16 protein-coding genes are annotated in these 23,092 nt (G+C 36.5%); 10 read left to right on the top strand and 6 right to left on the bottom strand.

Annotated features, from left to right (window positions below):
* Positions 1-346 precede the first annotated feature (346 nt).
* Both typA and ACOCEA_RS00445 read left to right on the top strand, forming a co-directional pair.
* On the top strand, positions 347-2,146 hold the full coding sequence (typA, locus tag ACOCEA_RS00450; protein WP_420754225.1) for a translational GTPase TypA: 1,800 nt from the start codon (positions 347-349) through the stop codon (positions 2,144-2,146).
* A 288-nt stretch (positions 2,147-2,434) separates the two neighbouring features.
* Complete coding sequence (locus tag ACOCEA_RS00445; protein WP_420754224.1) at positions 2,435-3,223, top strand: SDR family NAD(P)-dependent oxidoreductase; 789 nt, start codon at positions 2,435-2,437, stop codon at positions 3,221-3,223.
* A 25-nt stretch (positions 3,224-3,248) separates the two neighbouring features.
* On the opposite strand, the gene ppgK is transcribed toward ACOCEA_RS00445, so the two are convergent.
* The 4 genes from ppgK to ACOCEA_RS00425 all read right to left on the bottom strand — a co-directional run bounded on the left by ppgK (position 3,249) and on the right by ACOCEA_RS00425 (position 8,091).
* Positions 3,249-3,998 carry a polyphosphate--glucose phosphotransferase gene (gene ppgK, locus ACOCEA_RS00440; protein WP_420755024.1) on the bottom strand — a complete coding sequence of 250 codons (750 nt, stop codon included), beginning with the start codon at positions 3,996-3,998 and terminating at the stop codon, positions 3,249-3,251.
* Positions 3,999-4,149: 151 nt separating this feature from the next.
* Positions 4,150-4,452 carry a hypothetical protein gene (locus tag ACOCEA_RS00435; protein WP_420754223.1) on the bottom strand — a complete coding sequence of 101 codons (303 nt, stop codon included), beginning with the start codon at positions 4,450-4,452 and terminating at the stop codon, positions 4,150-4,152.
* Positions 4,453-4,694: 242 nt separating this feature from the next.
* On the bottom strand, positions 4,695-7,334 hold the full coding sequence (locus ACOCEA_RS00430) for an MGH1-like glycoside hydrolase domain-containing protein (RefSeq protein WP_420754222.1): 2,640 nt from the start codon (positions 7,332-7,334) through the stop codon (positions 4,695-4,697).
* A gap of 73 nt (positions 7,335-7,407) precedes the next feature.
* Positions 7,408-8,091, bottom strand: coding sequence for a cell division ATP-binding protein FtsE (locus ACOCEA_RS00425; protein ID WP_420755023.1), 684 nt, complete (start codon positions 8,089-8,091; stop codon positions 7,408-7,410).
* Between the two features lie 158 nt (positions 8,092-8,249).
* On the opposite strand from ACOCEA_RS00425, the gene ACOCEA_RS00420 reads away from it, so the two are divergent.
* The 3 genes from ACOCEA_RS00420 to ACOCEA_RS00410 all read left to right on the top strand — a co-directional run bounded on the left by ACOCEA_RS00420 (position 8,250) and on the right by ACOCEA_RS00410 (position 14,282).
* On the top strand, positions 8,250-11,273 hold the full coding sequence (locus tag ACOCEA_RS00420) for a tetratricopeptide repeat protein (protein ID WP_420754221.1): 3,024 nt from the start codon (positions 8,250-8,252) through the stop codon (positions 11,271-11,273).
* A 23-nt stretch (positions 11,274-11,296) separates the two neighbouring features.
* On the top strand, positions 11,297-13,051 hold the full coding sequence (locus ACOCEA_RS00415) for a TonB-dependent receptor (RefSeq protein ID WP_420754220.1): 1,755 nt from the start codon (positions 11,297-11,299) through the stop codon (positions 13,049-13,051).
* Positions 13,052-13,163: 112 nt separating this feature from the next.
* The gene (locus tag ACOCEA_RS00410) at positions 13,164-14,282 is read left to right on the top strand and encodes an OmpA family protein (RefSeq protein WP_420754219.1); all 1,119 of its coding nucleotides are present in this window, start codon (positions 13,164-13,166) and stop codon (positions 14,280-14,282) included.
* Here the strand turns inward: ACOCEA_RS00410 and ACOCEA_RS00405 are convergent.
* Positions 14,279-15,067, bottom strand: a complete 789-nt coding sequence (locus tag ACOCEA_RS00405) for an NIPSNAP family protein (RefSeq protein ID WP_420754218.1) — start codon at positions 15,065-15,067, stop codon at positions 14,279-14,281. The genes ACOCEA_RS00410 and ACOCEA_RS00405 overlap by 4 nt on opposite strands.
* Positions 15,068-15,248: 181 nt before the next feature.
* Here ACOCEA_RS00405 and ACOCEA_RS00400 point away from each other — a divergent pair, with 181 nt between their 5' ends.
* The 3 genes from ACOCEA_RS00400 to ACOCEA_RS00390 all read left to right on the top strand — a co-directional run bounded on the left by ACOCEA_RS00400 (position 15,249) and on the right by ACOCEA_RS00390 (position 17,992).
* On the top strand, positions 15,249-16,553 hold the full coding sequence (locus tag ACOCEA_RS00400) for an MFS transporter (RefSeq protein ID WP_420754217.1): 1,305 nt from the start codon (positions 15,249-15,251) through the stop codon (positions 16,551-16,553).
* 90 nt (positions 16,554-16,643) lie between these two features.
* Positions 16,644-17,405, top strand: a complete 762-nt coding sequence (locus tag ACOCEA_RS00395; protein ID WP_420754216.1) for an NYN domain-containing protein — start codon at positions 16,644-16,646, stop codon at positions 17,403-17,405.
* Positions 17,406-17,557: 152 nt separating this feature from the next.
* Positions 17,558-17,992 carry a hypothetical protein gene (locus tag ACOCEA_RS00390; protein WP_420754215.1) on the top strand — a complete coding sequence of 145 codons (435 nt, stop codon included), beginning with the start codon at positions 17,558-17,560 and terminating at the stop codon, positions 17,990-17,992.
* Between the two features lie 344 nt (positions 17,993-18,336).
* Here the strand turns inward: ACOCEA_RS00390 and ACOCEA_RS00385 are convergent, their stop codons facing one another.
* Positions 18,337-18,876 (bottom strand): DUF2911 domain-containing protein, encoded by a 540-nt coding sequence (locus ACOCEA_RS00385; protein ID WP_420754214.1) that lies wholly within the window; start codon positions 18,874-18,876, stop codon positions 18,337-18,339.
* A gap of 246 nt (positions 18,877-19,122) precedes the next feature.
* Between ACOCEA_RS00385 and asnB the strand changes: the two genes are divergently transcribed.
* The gene (gene asnB, locus ACOCEA_RS00380; protein WP_420754213.1) at positions 19,123-20,793 is read left to right on the top strand and encodes an asparagine synthase B; all 1,671 of its coding nucleotides are present in this window, start codon (positions 19,123-19,125) and stop codon (positions 20,791-20,793) included.
* Between the two features lie 326 nt (positions 20,794-21,119).
* Complete coding sequence (gyrB, locus tag ACOCEA_RS00375) at positions 21,120-23,060, top strand: DNA topoisomerase (ATP-hydrolyzing) subunit B (protein ID WP_420754212.1); 1,941 nt, start codon at positions 21,120-21,122, stop codon at positions 23,058-23,060.
* Positions 23,061-23,092 lie beyond the last annotated feature (32 nt).

The raw sequence follows: 23,092 nt of genomic DNA, 5'->3' as shown, positions 1-23,092 counted from the left end.
GTAAACGCACAATCTTCTTAAAGTGTGGATGACTGTCAAATAACAATAAATACCATATTTACTGGTGTTCTAAAAACAGGGTTTAACTTAAACAAAACGTAGCGTTTTGATGCCGGGGCTAGCAATTTGGAATCGGCTTAATATCTGTTGATTTTTCTGAATCTAATAGTTTCGTAACCCTTTTGGAATAGTATTCTGTGTACCCAAACTTGAAGGTTACCTTGGGCTGGATTATTGTTAATGAAAATTTAAAATAAATCGCTCATAATCAATAAGATAAAAATATCAAAAGAAAAACTGTAGCTAAAGAAAATAGAAGTATCTTTGCACGCTTAAAATAGACCTTATGTCCAATACAAAAAATATTGCGATCATCGCACACGTAGACCACGGTAAAACCACCTTGGTAGATAAGATTATGTATCACTGTAGTTTGTTTCGTGAAAACGAGAATACAGGGGATTTAATTTTGGATAATAACGATTTGGAAAGAGAACGTGGTATAACCATTACTTCCAAGAACGTTTCCGTTATATATAAGGATACTAAAATTAATATTATCGATACTCCAGGTCACGCCGATTTTGGTGGTGAAGTTGAACGTGTATTGAATATGGCAGATGGTGTTTTGTTATTGGTTGATGCTTTTGAGGGACCAATGCCACAAACAAGATTTGTACTTCAAAAAGCTATAGACTTAGGTTTAAAACCATGTGTCGTGATCAATAAAGTGGATAAGGAAAATTGTACTCCGGATGAGGTGCATGAAAAAGTCTTTGACCTAATGTTTGAGCTAGGCGCTGAAGAATGGCAGTTAGATTTCCCGACAGTTTATGGTTCGGCCAAGAATAATTGGATGAGTGATGATTGGCAGAATGAGACGGATAATATAGAGCCATTGTTGGATATGGTTATAGAGCATGTACCATTGTTTGAACCTAAAGAAGGGAACACACAAATGCTGATTACCTCTTTAGATTTCTCTTCCTTTACTGGGAGGATAGCTATAGGTAGATTACAACGTGGCACCTTAAAAGAAGGTCAGCCAGTTTCTTTGGTAAAAAGAAATGGCACTATAGTAAAATCTAAAATAAAAGAACTTTTCACGTTTGAAGGACTTGGTCGTAAGAAAGTAGAAAAGGTAGAAGCAGGTGATATCTGTGCCTTGGTAGGTGTGGAAGGATTTGAAATTGGTGATACTGTGGCTGATTTTGAAAATCCTGAAGCTTTAAAAACAATCGCTATTGACGAACCCACAATGAGCATGTTGTTTACTATTAATGATAGTCCGTTCTTCGGTCAAGATGGTAAATTTGTTACCTCGAGACATATCAAGGATCGTTTGAATAAAGAATTGGAGAAAAACCTTGCTTTACGTGTAAACGAAACAGATAGTGCCGATAAGTTTTTGGTTTTTGGTCGTGGTGTATTACACCTTTCAGTCCTTATTGAAACAATGCGTCGTGAAGGTTATGAACTACAAATTGGACAACCACAGGTTATTATAAAAGAAATTGACGGCGTTAAATGTGAGCCTATTGAGCATTTGACTATCGATTTACCGGAAGAAGTTTCAGGTAGAGCTGTTGAAATGGTATCTATCCGTAAAGGGGAGATGACTAAAATGGAGGCAAAAGGTGATCGTATGTTATGTGAATTTGAAATTCCATCACGTGGGATTATCGGTCTTCGTAACCAATTATTAACGGCTACTGCTGGGGAGGCGATTATGGCACACCGTTTCTTAGAGTATCAGCCTATGAAAGGTGATATTCCACAGCGTCAAAATGGTTCATTGGTATCTATGGAGAAAGGTAAGGCAATTCCTTATTCTATTGATAAACTTCAGGATAGGGGTAAATTCTTCGTTGATCCAGGTGAAGATATTTATGAAGGTCAAGTAATTGGGGAAAACTCAAGAGGTGATGATATGACCGTAAATATTACAAAAACCAAGAAGCTGTCAAACGTACGTTCTTCAGGAGCTGATGATAAAGCTAAAATTGTACCTGCCATAAAATTCTCATTAGAGGAAGCATTGGAATATATACAGAAAGACGAGTATGTTGAGGTTACCCCAAAACATCTTAGACTACGTAAAATATACCTTACGGAGAACGATCGTAAGCGTAACAAAATCGCATAATACATAAGCCCCATTTTATGGGGCTTTTTTTTACTATTTTTTTGGACCTTATTCAAGGAATTATCTCAATATTTAACTTGGAATCCTTTAAGTAGCTAATTGTACTTTACCTATCCATTCATAAATTTCAATTGGTTTTATGAAATTGTCAAAATTTTCACATCCATTTTAAATTCTTCGCAATAATTGTTTTTTAGCTATTTTATATGTGGGTCGCCTACATTTTTTATATAATTTAAATGATGCAAACCTACTCAGGTATAACATTTAAATCAAGCAGATACTACTATGCAATTGGCAGGAAAAAAAGTTTTAATTACAGGCGGTACCAGGGGTATCGGTAAATGTATTATTAATGAATTGGTGGATCAAGGTGTATCCCATATAGCGGTTATTGCCCGAGATAAAAAGAATATTAAGTTACTTTCGGAACAACATGAAAATGTCAAGTTTATAAAAATTGTAGGTGACATTGCCAATATTGATGTTTTGAGGGAAGCTGCCGCCCGTATTGAAGATAAATGGGGACATTTAGACCTCTTGATCAATAATGCTGGTATTGTTTCAGCAGGGCCCTTGGAAGAATTACCAGATGAGGAATTATATGATCAAGTGGCTGTGAATTTAACAGCTGTACTATTATTGACCAAATATTGTATTCCATTGCTCAAGACCTCCGGGGAAGGAGGTATCTTGAATATTTCATCGGGTTTAGGTTTGATAGGTATGCCATTTTATGCAGTCTACAGTGCAGCCAAAGCAGGTGTGAAACAGTTTTCAGATGCCATGCGCAGAGAATTGGCCCCAGACAATATTTGGGTCACCTGTTCATTTCCAACGGCTACCGATACCGAAATGATGCAAAAGTTTAAAGGTATGGAAATGGATAGCCCAGAAATGGTCGCAAAAAAGTCATTGGAAGCATTGTTGAAGAAGCAACCCCATGTCATCTTTGGTGGGGACGACCGCATTAACGAGAACATACTTAATTTTGAACAACCTCTAAAATTAGACGAAAAAATTCTCAAGAACTACGAGGACAGAAAAAGTGCCAGTTTAGATCATAAGGCCTTATAGTGGTTCTTTGTGTGTCAAAAATAATTTAAACTTTCGGTGAACTGTGAAGTGCCGCAGCTGCCGCTCCAATTATTCCAGCTTGGTTTCTTAATTCGGCAGGAATAACCGGGGTATCTATTTTAATGTATTTTTTGAATTTGTTAAAATCTTTGGAAGTGCCACCCCCTATAATAATTAGATCAGGAGCAATGATAAGGTCAACATATTTTAGAAACTTATTAAATCTTTTTCCCCACTTTGCATAACTCAAACCTTCGCGCTCTTTGGCTGAGGCTGCGGCCCAAAGTTCTATTTTCTTATAACCCTTATATGGAATTTGTCCCAACTCAAAATTAGGGATTAAACGACCGTCCAAGAAAGCACCACTTCCCAATCCAGTACCAATGGTAATCATAACCACTAAGCCCATTTTACCTTTCCCAATACCATAGGTCATCGTGGCATAACCAGCTGCATCCGCATCATTTACTACAGTAAAGTCTAGGCCCGTTTTTTCTTCAAATAATTTTTCAACATTTACATTTAACCAACTCTTGTCCAAATTACCTGGAGATTTGCAGACTCCTTTCTTTATAACCGTTGGAAAGCCACATCCAACTTTACCCTTATAGTCAAAATGGTCAACAAGTTGTTTGACAACCTCCGCCATTTCTTCTGGTGTTCTACTTTTAGGCGTATTTATTCTATATCTTTCAGTTAACATTTTACCTGTTTCCACATCTACAAGTGCACCTTTTATTCCAGATCCACCTATATCAATACCTAGTATAGTCATTTTGTCCATTTATAAGAGGTTACAAAGAAACGAAAAAAGAATGGCCCCATTAAATTTTAGTCATTTATCATTTTTTAGGGTGACTTTTAAGTGTAACAAGAGCACAAAAAAAAGGACCATAGGTCCTTTTGTACTTGTGTAGATACAAGTACTACTCTAGTTTCTTCAAAGATTCAATAGTAAATATTTCCAAGTCTTCATCATCTTCGTCTATATCGGTAGTATAAACTACTTGGAACAACATACCTTCGAATTTTTTATCGGTAAGGTCATAAACATCCAGTGCATCACTGGAAATATCTTGAAATTCAACGTTATTGCCTTCTTCATCCGTAAAAACATAAACCTCATTTGCATAATGGTTAAATGTACCGGTCATGGTTAAGGTTTCTTGCGAATACCTTGAAGTGATGGAAGATGCAATCAAAAAAAGTGTTACAAAAATAGTTTTCATAGTTATGGGATTATTTAATTATTTAGAATAATTATTTGGTAGAATACACGATAATTTAACTTCACGGGGAAGTTTGCTTATAACTACTTTTTATTTCATTGATTGTATAGGTTTAGTTGTACACTATAAATGTAGCGAATCACTTCATTCGGAAAAGTTAAATTTTCTATAGATATAAATATTTGAAACGTATAATAAATTGAGCTAATTGAGCACTTTACTAGATGAATTATTGTTAAAAATCAGTTATCTCTGGTACTTATTTGCTCAATAAGATTTGCCACTAAGGCGGTCCATCCTGTTTGGTGTGAGGCACCTAAACCTCTACCGTTTTCACCATGAAAATATTCATAGAACAAAATAAGATCCTTGAAATCATCTTTTTTGTAATGGCCATGGTATAGATCATTAATAGGCCTATTCCCATGTTTGTCCTTTTCGAACATATTTATTAATCGCTTACTTAACTCATCACTTATTTGGGATAAATTTAGTTTAGTGGGGCTGCCTGTTGGATATTCGAACATAAGCTCATCTCCACAATATTGGTGATATTCCCGTAGTGCCTTTATGAATAGGTAATTCATTGGCATCCAAACAGGGCCTCGCCAGTTGGAATTCCCCCCAAATAACGATACAGTAGATTCTCCAGGTTCATAATTAATGGAATAATGTACCCCATTGATATGTATTTCATATGGGGTTTGGTGTATTTTCGATAAGGATCTTATGCCATACGGGCTTAAAAATTCTTTTTCGTCCAAAAGGCTTTTGACCAACATTTGCATTCGGTCTCTAGGCACCAATGACAATAATAAGTCGTCACCATCCGTATATTCCTGAATAACGTTGTATTTTAAATTCTCCATCCTATATTTTTTGAACCAAAGCACACCTGCCTTAAATTTAGGGAACCTGTCCATGGTGCTCTTCTTAAGGTTAAGAACTGCCGCAATGGATAACATTCCTGCAATGGATCGAATTTTTATAGTGGTGGATTGTCCGTTTGGTAAAATTAATCGGTCATAGAAAAAACCTTCAATATCATCCCATGTGTTCGCTTTATTGGTATCCATCTTATTCAATGCTTCTGCTATAAAAATAAAATGCCCAAAATATTTTGTCGCCATATCTTCATAAGTGTCATCGTCCATGGCTATCTCTAGACTAATCTCCAACATATTCAAGCAATACAAGGCCATCCAAGCTGTACCATCTACTTGTTCAAGGATTCCATCTCCTGGTACACCATGGCTTCTATCAAAAACACCGATATTATCCAAGCCAAGGAAGCCACCTTGGAAAACATTGTTTTCATTTCTATCCAATCGGTTTACCCACCATGTAAAGTTCAATGACAGTTTATTAAACATGCGCTTAAGAAAATTAACGTCTCTTTTTCCTGTCATATCCCTATCGGTCTTAAAGATTTGTAGGGTTGCCCATGCCTGTACAGGTGGATTAACATCACTAAAGTTCCATTCATACGCAGGTATTTGCCCGTTAGGGGCCATATACCATTCCTTGGTGAACAATAGTAACTGGTCTTTTGCAAATTCTGGGTCAATGGAAGCAAAAGAGGCACAATGGAATGCGGAGTCCCAAGCGGCATACCATGGATATTCCCATGCATCAGGCATAGATAGTACATCATGGTTACGTAGGGTTTTCCAACCACTGTTTCTTCCATGGAGTCTTTCTGCTGGTGGGTTAGAATTTTTAGAGTCCCCTTCTAACCATTTTTCGACCTCATAATTATAATATTGCTTACTCCATAATAACCCAGCAAAAGCCTGTTTCAAAATAGCACGTTTGTCGTCCGATGCTTTAGGCGCTAAATTGTTGTAAAAAGTTGCACACTCCTCTTGCCTTTGGGTAAAGATGGTATCAAATTTGTCACCAAGGGGTTGGTTGGTTTTTTTATCTGTTAACCTAAGTTTTATAGTTATAGTTTCCCCGCCTTTGAGGCTAAGTTCGTAAAGCGGTGCAAATTTGGTTCCTTTCTTTTTTTTAGTAGCTATCTTATAATTATTGTTCACTACAGCGTGGTGAAAAAGATCCTTTTTAAAGGGATGGTTGTTGGTTTGCAGATAAACACTCTCCCTATTTGTTTCATTTTCAGTGAACAATAACTTATCTGCAGCATCAAAATAAAGTTTATAGTCACCAACATAAGGGTGCTCTACCGCTACATGTGGTTCACCTTTTTTAACCTTCTTTTTAATGATAGGTTTTTGCGACATATCCTTAAATGTCCAGTGATTTCTCATGGTTAAGGTTGGTAATAGATGCAGTTGTGCCTTTCTTTTGTTTCTGTTGGTGATGGTAATTTTTATTAAAATGTCCTTTTCATCAGCTTTGGCATATTCTGTAACCACATCAAAATAGGCATTGGTATCAAAAATTCCGGTATCCAATAATTCATATTCCAAATCATTTCTACCCCGTTTTTGGTTTTCCGATACCAACTTATCATAAGGGAACATTTTTTGTGGATACTTGTACAAATGTTTCATATAGGAATGTGTGGGTGTATTCTCTAAATAATAATAGAGTTCTTTTACATCTTCCCCGTGATTTCCTTGTGGTCCTGTTAAACCAAATAAGCGCTCTTTTAAAATAGGGTCTTTTCCATTCCATAAGGCAATATTGAAGCAGATATTACAATACCTATCGGATATTCCTGCAAGGCCGTCTTCGCCCCATCTAAAAATCCTACTCCTTGCATGGTCGTGTGGAAAATAGTTCCAAGCGTCACCATGTGCACTGTAATCTTCCCGAACGGTTCCCCACTGGCGCTCACTCAAATAGGGACCCCATTTTAGCCAGTCCTTTTCTTTGTTTTTATTTTGGGTGAGTCTATCTTTTTCTATATTGTTCATAATTGGAAGCTTTATGGCAATAGTTTTGCCGGCTTGATATACTAATTGAAAATATTATGGAATTACGATAAGATTATACAGCTCTTTGTACAACTTCAAAAACGCGATTGGCATCGCATTTAATGGTTTTGGATGGATATTTTAAAATGAGGGCATAATCATGTGTTGCCATTAAAATTGTGCGGCCAGATTTATTAATTTCTTGTAGGACTTTCATGACTTCAACGCTGGTTTGTGGGTCCAAGTTACCGGTAGGTTCGTCTGCCAAGATAAGTTCTGGGTCATTGAGCAGTGCCCTTGCAATGGCTACCCTTTGTTGTTCACCACCAGAAAGCTCATGCGGAAATTTAAAGCCCTTTGTCTTCATGCCCACCTTTTCCAGTACCTCTGAAACTTTTGCATCCATTTTGGCTATGTCTTTCCAACCTGTTGCTTTTAATACAAATAGTAGATTTTGGTTAATATTTCTGTCGGGCAATAATTTAAAATCTTGAAAAACGATGCCTAATTTTCTTCTTAAGAACGGAATATCTTTCTCTTTTAAGGTCTTAAGATTGAAGTTAACAATAGTGCCTTCGCCCTTTTTTAACGGCAAATCGCCATAGAGTGTCTTCATAAAACTACTTTTTCCACTACCTGTTTTTCCAATCAGGTATACGAACTCACCCTTAGATATCTCAATGGTTACCTCATTGAGTACGAGACTTTCCTTTTGAAAAATAGCGACATCTTTAAGTTCTAGAACGGTCTCTTCCATATTGTATTTGTTGACATAAAAGTAATAAGTTCCTGTTGATATCAAATAACGCTTCAACAAATTCTTTTCTTTTGTATGAAACATTTACATACTTAGGTACAATATTTGCCGTTATCCTTTGTAATACTACGGTAATTCAAAAATAGTTAGAGAACGCTATGCATAATAAAATGACCGCTTTTATTCCTATTTTCATAGGAATGGTTTGGATGGGTACTGCCCAAGAATCCAAAATTTATACTCACGCACAAAAAGAATTTCAAGATGCACTTACACTGTACAATAATGAACAGTATCAAGCTGCACAGACCATTTTTCAAAAGGTTAAGGCAACTACAAAAGACGAAGAAACGGCCGCTAATAGTGCTTACTATGAGGCCAATGCCGCGGTACGTTTAAACCAGCAAGGCGCCGACCGCTTAATGGAGGATTTCGTAGAAAAATATCCTACCTCAACTAAACGTAATTCGGCTTTTGCCGATGTGGCCGAATATTATTTTGAAACGGGAAAATATCCTTATGCCTTAAAATGGTACAATAAAGTTGATCAAAGTGCACTTTCTAGAGGAGAAATGGATAAGTTTAACTTTAATTATGGCTATTCCTTGTTTTCATCGAAAAAAACAAAGGATGCTGAAAAATATTTGGAGAAGGTAACCAATTCCCCAATATATGGTTCCCAAGCAAAATATTATCTGGGTTATATATCTTATCAAGAAGATGATTATGAAGCTGCTAATGAACGATTTGACCAAATCACAGATCAAAATGTTTTAGAGGAAAAATTGAGTTACTACCAGGCCGATATGAACTTTAAGCTTGGAAAATTTGAGGAGGCCATTGCTTTGGCTAAAAAACAGTTGGCAAAATCGGATAGAACGGAAGTATCTGAACTTAATAAAATAATTGGTGAAAGTTATTTTAATCTCAAACAATACGATAATGCCATTCCATATCTAGCAGAATATAAGGGTAAACGCGGTAAATGGAACAATACGGATTATTACTTTTTAGGGTACTGTTACTACATGCAAGGAGATTATGCCAATGCCATTGCCCAGTTCAATAAAATTATTGGAGGAACAAACAGTGTTTCTCAAAATGCCTACTATCATTTGGCGGAATGTTATCTAAAACAAGACCAAAAGCAAGAGGCCTTAAATGCGTTTAGAAATGCCTCACAGATGGAGTTTACACCTGAAATTCAAAAAGATGCATTTTTAAATTATGCCCGTTTAAGTTATGAGGTTGGCAATGCTTACGAGCCGGTTCCGCAGGTAATCACCAATTATTTACAGACGTATCCCAATGATACGCATCAAGAAGAAATGCAGACCTTATTGGTAGATTCTTTTATCACATCAAAAAACTTTGCTGGCGCTATGGAATTGTTGGAAAACAACAAAGGTTACGCCAGTAAGGAGACATATCAGAAAGTAGCCTACTACAGGGGTATTGAACTTTTTATGGATGCGGATTATATAGGTGCTTCAGAAAATCTAGGTAAGTCATTGTCCAATGCCGTAGATATTACATTTAAGGCACGTGCTAGCTATTGGAAGGCCGAAGCGGATTATTTGTTGAATAGGTTTGCTGATGCCGTATCCGGTTTTACCTCCTTTAAGCAAAATCCTAATACAGGTTTGATAGTGGAGGCTAAAGATGTAGATTATGATTTGGCATATTCTTATTTTAAACAAAAAGAGTATACGAATGCCATAACTTATTTTAATGCTTTTACTAATCAGAGTGGGAACGAGGTAGAGAAGCAAAACGATGGTTTTCTGCGTTTGGGGGATAGTTATTTTGTAACAAGGAAATATTGGCCCGCCATTGAAACGTACAACAAAGCTTTGGCGTTGTCGGGTCCGGAAAAAGATTATGCTTCCTACCAAAAAGCAATGAGTTATGGCTTTGTAGGAAGGGGAGCCAGCAAAATTGAAAATTTAGAACTTTTTGTCGCCCAATATTCAAGGTCTAGCCTTAAGGACGATGCCTTGTTTGAATTGGGGAATACCTATGTAAATGATGGTCAGGAAACAAAAGGTTTGGAAGCTTATGATAGATTAATAAAGGAATATAGGGGCAGTTCCCTTGTGCCACAAGCGTTAATGAGACAAGGTTTGGTACATTACAATGCCAATAGAAATGAGGAGGCCTTGGCCAAATACAAGACTGTTGTTAGGGATTATCCTAAAACCCAAGAAGCCATACAGGCGGTTGCATCCGCTAAATTGGTATATGTAGATTTAGGTAGGGTTAACGAATATGCAAATTGGGTGCGAGACTTAGACTTTGTTGAGGTTACTGATACTGAGTTGGACAATGCAAGCTTTGAGGCGGCACAAAAACAAAATAGGGATGGTAATGTTGATGCTGCCATCCGTGGTTATAGAAATTACATAACAGAATTTTCCAATGGCCTGCATGCTGTTGATGCTAATTTTAGTTTGGCACAGTTATATTTTGGTAAGGCTGATAAAGAGGCAGCCCTGCCACATTATAAATATGTTGCCGATAGAAGTGCAAGTGAATATGCTGAACAGGCATTGACAAGGGTTTGTGAAGTATATATTGGAAAACAGGATTATATTACTGCGGTGCCCTATTTGTTAAAATTGGAAAATCAAGCCAATATTCAACAGAATAGGACTTTTGCACAATCTAATTTAATGAAAGGATTTTATCAACAGCGGGACTACGCTAAAACCTTGGCGTATGCAGATAAGGTATTGTCCACGCCTAGTATAGATGATCGTATTAAGAGTGATGCACAAATAATGATTGCCAGATCTGCCATAGCCACCAATGATATTTCAAAGGCAAGAACAGCTTATGGTGAAGTACTTAAAATAGCATCTGGTGCAACGGCCGCGGAAGCATTGTACTATGATGCATATTTTAAAAATGGGGATGATGATTACGAATCCTCTAATATTTCAGTGCAAAAACTTGCCAAGGATTATGCAACTTATAAAGAATGGGGAGGAAGAGGATTAGTGCTTATGGCCAAAAATTTCTATGCCTTAGGTGATGCATATCAAGCCACCTATATTCTAGACAGTGTCATTGCCAATTTTGGGCAATATCCTGAAATCATAGCCGATGCAAAAGCAGAGTTGGCAATTATCAAATCAAAGGAATCACAAAGCAATTCCTCAGTAGACCCAAATCAAAATTAATGTACCATAGTAATAGAACACAGATGTACAAAAAAATAGCAACACTTATCATTATAATTATAATTGGTAATCAAGTGTCCATAGCCCAAGATAACGATACAGATGATTTGGGAACAGAGACGGTTACAGTCACCAAAGCATATACACCAACAGTTTCAGATGCCTTTAAGATTAAGTCGGTTCCTAACCTTAATGACTCCATCGTATTACAGAAAAAGAAAATAAACTATAGTATTTTTTCGGTACCCGTGGCTTCTACATTTACGCCATCAAAAGGTACTGCTTCCAGGGTAGAAAAAACACCACCACCGGTTCTTTTTAATTCCTATGCATCTGCAGGCGGAGGTAATCCTGCCAATATTATGGCGCAGTTTTACACGAGCCATGAGATCGATAGGGAATCTAGTTATACCATTGGCCTGGATCATAATTCTTCACGTGGAGACATAGCAGGGGTACAGTTAGATAATATTTTTTCCAATAGTAGTTTAGATGCTTCCTACATCAAACGTGATAGGGATTTGGACTGGGGAGCGGATATTGGTGTTCAACATCAGTTGTATAACTGGTACGGACTTCCAGACAGTGTTTATGATGAGACAACGGTAAATGGAATTGATGAGCGCCAAAATTATTTTATGGGTGAGGCTTCAATGCATGTTGACGTAGAAGAGTCCGTCTTTGAACATGCAGACGTAAAGTACCGTAGATTTTGGGATGCCGTAAAATCTGGAGAGAACCGGGCTATATTTAATGTAGGGTTGCAGTTTCCATTAAATGAAGAGGTTTTTGGCATTAAGGCAAAAGTAGATTATGTTGGAGGAAGTTTTGAAAATGCTTCTATAAATAATTCTACCAACGATGCCGGTATTAATTATGGAAATTTGCAAGTTGGAATAAATCCTAGATTGGTGATGCTTAGGGATAACCTGTCTTTAAACTTAGGCGTTAACCTTGTTTATGGAAAGGATTTAGAAAATAGTGAAAGTAATTTTTATATCTATCCGGCAGTAACTGCATCTTATAGGTTGTTGGATGAGACCGTAATTGCTTATGGTGGTGTTGAGGGAGAGTTAAGACAGAATTCTTATTATGATTTTGTAGAAGAAAATTCTTTTGTTTCCCCAACTCTTTCCATTGCACCGACAGATAGCCAGTATAATGCTTATGTAGGTTTAAAAGGTCAGTTGCTACCCAATCTTAGTTACAATATCAAAGGTTCCTATACCGCAGAGAATAACACACCATTGTTCAAGTTAAATGCCCAAAACAATTTTAGGGATGATGAGAAAGGGTATTATTATGGTAACTCTTTTGAAGTCTTTTATGATGACATAAAGACTATCGGAATATTTGGGGAATTAAATGTCGATGTAAATCGGAATTTTACTTTGGGGTTAAATGCTGAAGTATATGATTACAACACAGAAACAGATAACCCAGCGTGGAACTTACCTAATTTGACAGGTTCCTTATTTATGGATTATCAAATTGGGGAAAAGTGGTTTATGGGAGCAAATTTATTTTATGTAGGGGAAAGGGAAGACTTTTCTACCATAGCGGTTCAAAATGTTGCGCCTACCGAGTTTCCTGCAACTATTATAAAACTTGATAGCTTTTTTGATGCCAATGCACATGTTGGCCATAGGTTGAACAATCAATTGTCCGTATTTGTAAAGGCAGCCAATATTGCAAATACAAATTACCAACGTTGGGCCAACTATCCTGTACAGGGTTTACAGGTGTTGGGTGGTGCTACGTACAAGTTTGATTTTTAGCATTATTAAAAGTTAACTAAAAAGCCTTATCCTTTATGGGATAAGGCTTTTTTGATGGCCCAATAATCCTTAGTAGGGAAATTTAGTATTTTAGAGGGGAAGATCAAAAGATATGTTTTTCAATTTAATACAACAAAGCGCCTTAGTTTTTTTTATTTTAGGTATTTCTAGCAGTAGTTTTTCACAAAACTTGGTACTTAATCCAAGTTTTGAAAATCATTTAAATTGCCCTAAAATTTTGGGAAATCTAGAACAGGATGTGGCTCATTGGTCGTCACCAACCTTAGGTTCTACGGATTATTTTAATGGTTGTAGCGATGCCATGGGGACACCTAAAAATTTTAATGGGGAACAATCGGCGAATTTTGGAATTGGTTATGTTGGCCTTTATTTTTATGCACCCGAAGATTATAGAGAATATTTGCAGGCTACTTTATCCAGAAAATTAAAAAAAGATGAAGTTTATAAAATATCATTTTACGTGAGTTTGGCAGAGCGTTCAGATTTTGCCATACAGGAATTTGGAGTTCAATTTTCAGAAGTGCAAATAAAGGTGGAAACAAGAAAGACGTTGTCAAAAATGCATTTTTCCAGAGTGAATGGGGATGTCTCCAATTATATTGAAATTAGCTATGATGAGTTTTATTCCGATAAGAAGGATTGGGTGTTGGTGGAAAAGGAATTCAAGGCCAAGGGAACGGAAAATTATCTAATCATAGGCAATTTTAAGGACAATAAAAGTACACGCAAATTTAAGACGAAACGCAAAGCTACCCAAGGTTCCTATTACTATCTTGATATGGTAAGTCTTGTTCCGAAAAGTAATAGGAAGACCAATGCGGAAGTTTTGGAACCGGTCCTGTCCAATGAAAAGTATGAAATAGATAAGACCAATACTTTTAAAAATGTACTTTTTGGGTTTGATACCTATAATTTAAAGCCTGAAGCCAAAAAGGAATTGAACCAAATAGTTGCATTTTTACAGAAAAATGAAACATTGGTCATTACTCTTAAAGGTCATACCGACGCTATTGGTAATGAACAATATAACCAATCGTTATCCAAAAAACGAGCAGAGGCAGTGGCAAACTTTCTAATAAAAAAAGGTCTAGAAAAAGAAAGAATTACACATGCCGGTTATGGCAGTTCAAAACCAATAACTACCAATACAACTATAAATGGCCGTTATAAAAACAGGAGAGTGGAATTTGTGATTACCAATAAGATTTAATAGTCTGAATAATCGGTTGGATAAAGTAATAATATATCCGCCTTGTTCATATTATTTTTATATTGTTCATCATTCTTTAATGCTGTCCATTTGTCAGAAGTAAAAAAAGCTTCCCACAAAGCATCTCTTTTTTCCATTGTAGGAAATGTGGTCATATACATTAAATTGGGCATTTTGTCACCTGAAATAACCTCTGCATAAAATACCGCATTGAATCCCAAATTTTCGAATAGTTCTACCTCACCACCTTCATTGAACATAGCTACTTTGTTTTTATAAGTTGCCTCTGTAGGGGATTCATAACTTCTTAGTTCATAAACCCTTTCAGATTTTGGACCCGTTACTGTAGTTGGTTTCATCTTTGGCATTTCTGGAAATGCACGCATTAAAACAGAATTTATCCTTTCATAAGGAGGATTGTCATACTTGGCTGTTATATACTCCTTTCCTGCAGTTAAATGTGATTTGTCATTAGCTAATGTCGCCTCCATTGATTCAAATTGCGCCAAGGAATTATAGGGTGTTAAGACGTAAATTTTATTGGAAGGCATAAATTTATTTGGACGTAATTTAAATACCCCAATATTTGAAACACCATGCCTTTTTAGTGCAGGTAAATATGCATTTGCCAAATAATTGTCCAAACGGCTTTCTTGATCACTATTTTTAATAGTATAGGTTTTAAGCTCATAAAATTCTTTTTGAACTTCTTGCCCCTTTACAATCGTAAAAGAGAATATGGTAAGGATAATAATTAATACAGATAAAGAGGGATTATTTTTCATGATTTGTTTTTTTCAAGTTGGAAGTTACAGATAATCTTAAACATATATAAAAAGATCTGAATACTTTTAATGACGTTTAAAATCTATTTTATTTTGTAATGGTAATTTATACAAAATTGTAATAAGCAGTATCTTTTTCGTGGCTCCTTAACATGGCCTACCTTTATGCTTATAAAACACTATGGCAAAAATTTCCAAATATCAACTAATAGACCCAGCCAAAAGTCCCATTTTTTATGGTTATATAATTCTAGTAATGGGTACTTTGGGTATTTATTGTAGTATTCCTGGGCAAACTATTGGGGTTTCCGTCTTTACAGACCCAGTTAAAGAAGCGTTGGGCCTTACTAGGAACCAGTTTAGCAATGCCTACATGATTGGTACTATTGCTAGTTCTTTGGTGATAGGTAGGGCAGGTATTTGGTTTGATAGATATGGGGCCCGATATGTGGCATTCTTTGCCGCCTTGGTTTTAGGAATCACATTATTTCTTTGTTCATGGTCTGCCCAGATTAGTAGTTTTGTTGAGCAATTGTTATCCATTGATACTTGGATGATATCTTTCGTGGTTATAACGCTACTATTTTTCTTATTGCGTTTTGCGGGGCAGGGTGTGCTTACCATGGCTTCCCGTAACGTTATTATGATTTGGTTTGATAAGAATAGGGGTAAGGTAAACTCTGTTAGTAGTGTTGCCCTATCATTTGGTTTTTCATCATCTCCACTATGGATAAATGCTTTGATCGATGGTCATGGATGGCAACAAACGTGGCAGTTTTTAGGATTGGGTTTGTTGGTGTTCAGTATTTTTATTTTTATATTTTACAAGGTTTCTCCGGAATCACATGGTCTTTTGCCTGATGGTGCTAAGGAACATTTAGTTGATAAGGAAAATTCAAAGCCTGCCGCTAAGCAGTATACCTTGGGTGAGGCAAAAAGAACTAGGGCTTTTTGGATGTATGGGTTAACACTAGCTTTTAATAGTTTTTTTATTACGGGGCTAACTTTTCACATCGTATCCATTTTTGCCACTGAAGGTTTTCCAAAAGAAAAAGCAATTTCTATTTTTCTTCCAGGATCGGTGGTTGCCGTTACAATTTCTACTGTTTTTAATTTTTTGAGTGATTATCTATCCTTAAAACTTTATTTGTACCTAATGATTTTAGGAGGATTTTTTGCTTCTGTAGGCTTCCTTTTCTTATCTACAGCCATTGGTGTTCCTATGCTTATTATTGGCTTTGGAACTTTAGGTGGTTTTTTTGCGGTTCTAAATGCAATTGTTTGGCCCAGGTTTTTTGGAAGGTCGCACTTGGGTAGTATTACGGGTAAGGTAATGAGCTTTTTAATTTTGGCCAGTGCTTTGGCGCCAAGTATATTTAGTTTATGTCTTTCTGTATTTGGCTCTTATAAAATGGTAGGTTATTTAGGATTGGCATTTTTATTGTTCCTTGGTGTGGGCTCATTAAAAGCAAATAATCCGCAGTAATTACAGTTTTTTTAATGTGATTTTGGCCATAGACCTTTTAATCTACATGAAAGCTTCGAAAACAAGTTACCTTTACAAAAACCTTGAAAAATGGAATTAAACTTAGCGGTATTGATAGATGGTGATAACATTCCATCAGCATATGTAAAAGAAATGATGGAGGAGATTGCTAAATACGGCAACCCAACGATAAAACGTATTTATGGTGATTGGACAAATCCGCGCTTAGGGAAATGGAAGAACATATTGCTTGAGAATGCCATTACCCCAATTCAACAATACGGCTATACCCAAGGTAAAAATGCTACTGATTCTGCCATGATTATCGATGCTATGGATATTTTGTATTCTGGTAAGGTAAACGGTTTTTGTATAGTTAGTAGTGATAGCGACTTCACTAGGTTGGCCACAAGACTACGTGAAGCCGGGATGCAGGTATTTGGTATTGGTGAAAGAAAAACACCAAACCCATTCATTGTTGCATGTGATAAGTTTATATACATTGAGATTTTAAAAAACAATCTAGAAGAAGATGTTACTGATACTGCAAAAAAATCCAAGCCGGTTGAAAGTAGTATAGATAAGATTACACCAAAAGATTTAAAATTTATTTCTACAACAATTGACGATGTAGCAGATGATGATGGGTGGGCGTTTTTGGGCGATGTGGGTAGTCTACTTCAAAAAAAGCAGCCCAATTTTGATTCTAGAAACTATGGTTTCCGAAAACTAACGCCACTGATCAGTTCAATTTCCAATTTTGAAATTGAAAGGAGGGAAGACTCTAAAGGACGTAAAAAATTGATTTATGTAAGAATCAAGGAAAAGCAAAAATCCAAACCTAAATCGTAAAATGTAATCTAGGACTAAATGACATTGTTTATCTTTCTTTAAACATAGTAATTACTTCTAATGTTCAATTGGATTTTATTTTATCTAAGTCTATAATGACGTGGAATATTTTAATAATTTTAGCGTTCTGCATTAAACTAACTACTATAATTATGGGAAAAAGATTACGAATTGGAATAATTTCTTTTTTTGTTTCATTATCATTTGCATGGAGCTCGTTACCTATATCAGAAAACTTATGGGAAAACGCTACAATTGGTTGTATTGATACCTTAGAAAACAACCCTATAGGTGTTTGGGAGTATACTGTATTTGGGGCCGAGGCTCCCTATGAAAAGGGTGTGCTTTTTGTTGAAAATAACAATGGGGCCCATAAGGTTGATATTCAGTTAAGCAACGGTACACTTACAGGTCAAGATGTTGAGGTAAGAGAAAATACCATTAAGTTTAATATGAATATTGAAGGTATGGAGCGGGTTTCAGTAGTTCTATGGGTCTCCAACGACGATATTTCCGGAGAAGCATATTCCAATCAAGGGACTTTTAAGATTCAAGGGAAAAGAAAATTACCTGAGTATAAACAATAGTGCTCTTTATTTTTTAAATAGTATATGGTTTTCATTTATTACTATTTACATCTCAGGGGTCTATCTATTTGTTTTTAAACTAATCACTTACCATCTTTTAGGTTATGGTGAACCATTAAAAGAAAAAACCGGCCTTATCGTTTTTAATGCAACGTCTAGACGATGGATTAGGCTTTTACAAAAAATGAGGCTTTTACTATTAAGGATGTTGCATGTATATCCGTAGGTATTTCGGTGGATACTAACAATGTAAAGGCCGAAAAATATGTGTTGGGAGCAATCAGTATAAAAAAAACACCCTAACAAAGCTAGGGTGTAAATTATAGAAAAGTTAGATGTGTCAATTAAAACATCACGGGTATAGCAACTCTTACCTTGTCCCATCCCATTACCAAATGTGCACCACCTTCAACTTCTTTAAAAGCCATGGAAAATTCCTCTAAAGAATTCGCTTCTGTACTTGCCGCGGCCTTTACGCGAACAACATCATTACCCTCTTCATAAAAATAAGCACCCCATTGGTTAAGTCCATTATGCAATATTACCGTCCATTCATTTTCGCCAGGTATGGTCAATAAAGCATAAGTTCCCGCTTTAACATCTGCACCGGCAAATTTCACATCTTGATAAAAAGTAATTTCGGGAGCTTCGTTGGCACCGGTTCGCCATATTTTACCTGCTGGGGCAAGTTCTGTTAATGAACGCCCCTTTAATTGAGGTCTGCCATAGGTAACCCGTATCGCTTTTTCTGAAACTTTGTAATCTGTAGGAAAAGAAGCCATATCCATCGGGCTCATATCAACAGATGTAAATTTTTGGGCACTAACAGTTGTTGTTAAAACCAATGCAAAAAGAAATAGTGTACGTACAGATAATTTTTTCATAATGAGTTTAAGTTTTTATAGATTTTCAAAGCTAAGTAGAGCACCAAGCTTTTATTTATAAAAAGTCGTTAATTTTTTTCTGCCTTACAGAAATGAAAATTATTTATTGGGTAAATAAAATATTGTTTCATATTTGTTTTAAATAAACTTAAATTGTAAAAATATGTAATTGTAAATGCAAATTAGGTTTTAAATATAAAATAGTATACTCATATTTGCAATGAAATTGATATAACAATTAATATTATGTGTGGAATTGTATGTGCATTTGATGTCAAGGAAAGTACAGAAGTGCTAAGACCTCAATTATTGGAGATGTCTAAGAAAATTAGACATAGGGGACCGGATTGGAGCGGTATATATTCTGATGAGAAAGCTGTTCTGGCCCATGAGAGATTAGCAATTGTTGATCCCGCTTCCGGGAAGCAGCCATTGTTAAGTACAGATGGTAAATTGGTATTGGCCGCAAATGGTGAAATTTATAATCATAGGGAATTACGTAAGCAGTTTGAAGGTAAGTATGATTTTAAAACGGAATCTGATTGTGAGGTAATTTTGGCTTTGTACCAAGAAAAGGGAGTCCATTTTCTGGATGAAATGAATGGTATTTTTGGTTTTGCAATTTATGACACAGAAAGGGATGAATATTTTGTGGCACGTGACCATATGGGAATTATTCCTTTATATATGGGATGGGACCAGAACGGAACTTTTTATGTAGCATCAGAATTAAAGGCCTTGGAAGGCACTTGTACAAAAATAGAGTTATTTCCTCCTGGGCATTATTTGCACAGCTCGGAAGGTGAGTTAAAAAGATGGTACTCTAGGGATTGGATGGAGTATGATGCAGTTAAAGAGAATGAAACCAGCATACAGGAAATTAAGACAGCTTTGGAAGCGGCCGTTCATCGTCAACTAATGTCGGATGTGCCTTATGGTGTTTTACTTTCTGGTGGTTTGGATTCTTCAGTAACTTCAGCTATTGCTAAAAAATATGCACAAAAACGTATAGAATCTGGTGATACAACAGATGCTTGGTGGCCACAGTTGCATTCTTTTTCTGTTGGATTGGAAGGTTCACCGGATTTGGCGGCAGCACAGAAGGTAGCGGACCATATTGGAACGGTACATCATGAAATTAAGTTTACCATTCAAGAAGGTTTAGATGCGATTAAAGATGTAGTCTATAACTTGGAGACGTATGATATAACAACTATCCGTGCTTCAACACCTATGTATCTAATGGCTAGGGTAATTAAATCTATGGGGATAAAAATGGTATTGTCTGGCGAAGGTGCAGATGAGCTTTTTGGTGGATACCTTTATTTTCATAAGGCACCAAGTCCAAAAGATTTTCATGAAGAAACAGTTCGTAAGCTCGATAAATTGCACATGTACGATTGTTTAAGGGCTAACAAGTCACTAGCGGCATGGGGTATAGAAGGTCGTGTGCCATTCTTGGACAAGGAGTTTATGGATGTTGCAATGCGTATCAACCCTAAAGATAAAATGATAAATGGTGAACGAATGGAAAAGTGGGTGGTTCGTAAGGCATTTGAAGATATGTTGCCAGAAAGTGTTGCTTGGAGACAAAAGGAACAATTCTCGGACGGTGTTGGGTATAGTTGGATAGATACATTAAAGGAAATGGTCGCTTCTGAAGTAACTGATGAGCAATTAGCAAATGCTAAATACAGATTTCCTTTGCAAACCCCGACCAGTAAGGAGGAATTTTATTATCGTTCTATATTTGAAGAGCATTTTCCATCAGATGCAGCAGCTCTTTGTGTACCGCAAGAGCCATCAGTGGCATGTAGTACCAAAATAGCATTGGAATGGGATGAGGCCTTTAAGAATATGAACGATCCATCAGGTAGGGCAGTAGCCAATGTTCATGATGATGCCTATGTGAAATAAAATTATATTACCATATTAAAAATTCTGTTTACCAGTTTCATTGAAACTGAGCAGTTTTTATTTTTTAATTAGTCCAAAAGAGGCGTCATGAAAATGACGCCTCTAGTGCTTTTTAAATGTAGGTGATGTTCGTTGGCTTTGATGGAGATAAGTGTACAGTAAATCGTTTGAACAATTTGGTTAGGTGCCCAATTCCGAAATGTCTAATTTTCCACAATAATTGTTGATAACTTGATAATGACCAAAACCTATTAAGACTATATTTCATGGGGTATTGCGTATATTTGTAAGATTGCAAAATTTGAAATTAAAACAACCTTTAATTTATGAGCGAAGAAGCAAATAAGAAGCAGTATTCGGCGGATAGTATCCAGGCATTGGAAGGTATGGAACATGTGCGCATGCGTCCGTCCATGTATATAGGTGACGTAGGTGTGCGTGGTTTGCACCATTTGGTATATGAAGTAGTGGATAACTCCATTGATGAAGCAATGGGTGGACATTGTGATACCATTAGCGTTATCATAAATGAGGATAATTCCATCACTACCAAAGATAACGGTAGGGGTATTCCTGTAGATCTTCATAAAAAAGAAGGTGTTTCCGCACTAGAGGTTGTTATGACCAAAATTGGTGCTGGAGGTAAGTTTGATAAGGATTCTTATAAAGTTTCCGGTGGTTTGCACGGTGTTGGTGTATCCTGCGTAAATGCGCTTTCTGATCATTTAACGGCAACCGTATATAGGGAGGGCGTTGTTTGGCAGCAGGAATATGAAAGGGGAAAGGCATTATATCCAGTTAAACGAATAGGGGAGACCACCGAAAGAGGTACGGAAGTAACCTTTCATCCAGATAATACCATCTTTACCCAAACTATAGAATATAGTTACGACACTTTGGCCAATAGAATGCGTGAGCTTTCTTTTCTTAACAAAGGAGTGAGCATTAGTATTACCGATAAGCGCCAGAAAGATGAAAAAGGTGAGTATGTAAATGAAACGTTTTATTCTGATGAAGGTCTAAAGGAGTTTGTTAAGTTCTTGGATGGTAACCGTGAGTCGTTGATACAGAACGTCATCTCTATGGAAGGAGAGAAAAATGATATTCCTGTTGAAGTGGCCATGATCTATAATACCAGTTATACAGAGAATTTACATTCATATGTAAACAATATTAATACGCACGAGGGTGGTACACATTTATCCGGATTTAGGAGAGGTTTAACAACAACATTAAAGAAATATGCAGATGCTTCTGGAATGTTGGATAAGCTTAAGTTTGAGATTCAAGGGGATGATTTCCGTGAAGGACTTACTGCAATTGTTTCCGTAAAGGTAGCTGAACCTCAGTTTGAAGGGCAAACTAAGACCAAGCTTGGTAATAGGGAAGTTTCCTCAGCTGTAAGTCAAGCCGTATCAGAAATGCTTACCAATTACTTGGAAGAGCACCCAGATGATGCCAAGGTGATAGTTCAGAAAGTTATTCTGGCGGCACAAGCAAGGCACGCTGCGACCAAGGCACGTGAAATGGTACAGCGTAAAACCGTAATGAGTATTGGTGGACTACCAGGAAAATTATCGGATTGTTCTGAACAGGACCCAACTAAATGTGAAGTATTCCTAGTAGAGGGTGATTCTGCAGGTGGAACTGCAAAACAAGGTCGAGATAGGAATTTTCAGGCAATTTTACCTTTAAGAGGTAAGATTTTGAATGTTGAAAAGGCAATGCAACATAAGGTTTTTGAAAACGAGGAAATCAAAAACATTTATACGGCGTTGGGTGTTACTATTGGTACAGAAGAAGATAGTAAGGCATTGAACCTAGAAAAATTACGTTATCATAAGGTAGTTATCATGTGTGATGCCGATGTTGATGGTAGTCATATTGAAACATTGATACTAACCTTTTTCTTCCGTTATATGCGTGAATTGATTGAAGGTGGTCATGTCTATATCGCAACACCACCTCTTTATTTGGTAAAAAAGGGTCAGAAAAAGCAATATGCATGGAACGATGCAGAGCGTGACGCTATTGCCGATACCTATAGTGGGGGCGTAAGTATTCAACGATATAAAGGTCTTGGAGAAATGAACGCGGAGCAATTATGGGATACGACCATGAACCCTGAGTTTAGGACCTTAAGGCAAATTACAATTGAAAATGCAACAGAAACAGACAGGGTTTTTTCTATGTTAATGGGTGATGAAGTACCTCCACGTAGAGAATTCATTGAGAAAAATGCTGTTTATGCTAACATTGACACATAGAATTTACCACTTACACAACAAAAACCTGCGTC

This window comes from Maribacter luteocoastalis, from assembly GCF_048890225.1.
Taxonomy (GTDB): Bacteria; Bacteroidota; Bacteroidia; order Flavobacteriales; family Flavobacteriaceae; genus Maribacter; species Maribacter luteocoastalis.
The sequence above is the reverse complement of the archived record's forward strand: the minus strand, read 5'-3'. Positions and strand labels throughout refer to the sequence as shown.

What these genes read in the sequence shown, in the direction of transcription:
- ACOCEA_RS00405 (WP_420754218.1), bottom strand. Translation starts at nt 15,067, where the DNA reads ATGAAAAATAATCCCTCTTTATCTGTATTAATTATTATCCTTACCATA.
- ACOCEA_RS00390 (WP_420754215.1), top strand. Translation starts at nt 17,558, where the DNA reads ATGGGAAAAAGATTACGAATTGGAATAATTTCTTTTTTTGTTTCATTA.
- ACOCEA_RS00445 (WP_420754224.1), top strand. Translation starts at nt 2,435, where the DNA reads ATGCAATTGGCAGGAAAAAAAGTTTTAATTACAGGCGGTACCAGGGGT.
- ACOCEA_RS00410 (WP_420754219.1), top strand. Translation starts at nt 13,164, where the DNA reads ATGTTTTTCAATTTAATACAACAAAGCGCCTTAGTTTTTTTTATTTTA.
- typA (WP_420754225.1), top strand. Translation starts at nt 347, where the DNA reads ATGTCCAATACAAAAAATATTGCGATCATCGCACACGTAGACCACGGT.
- asnB (WP_420754213.1), top strand. Translation starts at nt 19,123, where the DNA reads ATGTGTGGAATTGTATGTGCATTTGATGTCAAGGAAAGTACAGAAGTG.
- ACOCEA_RS00400 (WP_420754217.1), top strand. Translation starts at nt 15,249, where the DNA reads ATGGCAAAAATTTCCAAATATCAACTAATAGACCCAGCCAAAAGTCCC.
- ACOCEA_RS00435 (WP_420754223.1), bottom strand. Translation starts at nt 4,452, where the DNA reads ATGAAAACTATTTTTGTAACACTTTTTTTGATTGCATCTTCCATCACT.
- ppgK (WP_420755024.1), bottom strand. Translation starts at nt 3,998, where the DNA reads ATGACTATACTAGGTATTGATATAGGTGGATCTGGAATAAAAGGTGCA.
- ACOCEA_RS00420 (WP_420754221.1), top strand. Translation starts at nt 8,250, where the DNA reads ATGCATAATAAAATGACCGCTTTTATTCCTATTTTCATAGGAATGGTT.
- ACOCEA_RS00425 (WP_420755023.1), bottom strand. Translation starts at nt 8,091, where the DNA reads ATGGAAGAGACCGTTCTAGAACTTAAAGATGTCGCTATTTTTCAAAAG.
- ACOCEA_RS00395 (WP_420754216.1), top strand. Translation starts at nt 16,644, where the DNA reads ATGGAATTAAACTTAGCGGTATTGATAGATGGTGATAACATTCCATCA.
- ACOCEA_RS00415 (WP_420754220.1), top strand. Translation starts at nt 11,297, where the DNA reads ATGTACAAAAAAATAGCAACACTTATCATTATAATTATAATTGGTAAT.
- gyrB (WP_420754212.1), top strand. Translation starts at nt 21,120, where the DNA reads ATGAGCGAAGAAGCAAATAAGAAGCAGTATTCGGCGGATAGTATCCAG.
- ACOCEA_RS00385 (WP_420754214.1), bottom strand. Translation starts at nt 18,876, where the DNA reads ATGAAAAAATTATCTGTACGTACACTATTTCTTTTTGCATTGGTTTTA.
- ACOCEA_RS00430 (WP_420754222.1), bottom strand. Translation starts at nt 7,334, where the DNA reads ATGAACAATATAGAAAAAGATAGACTCACCCAAAATAAAAACAAAGAA.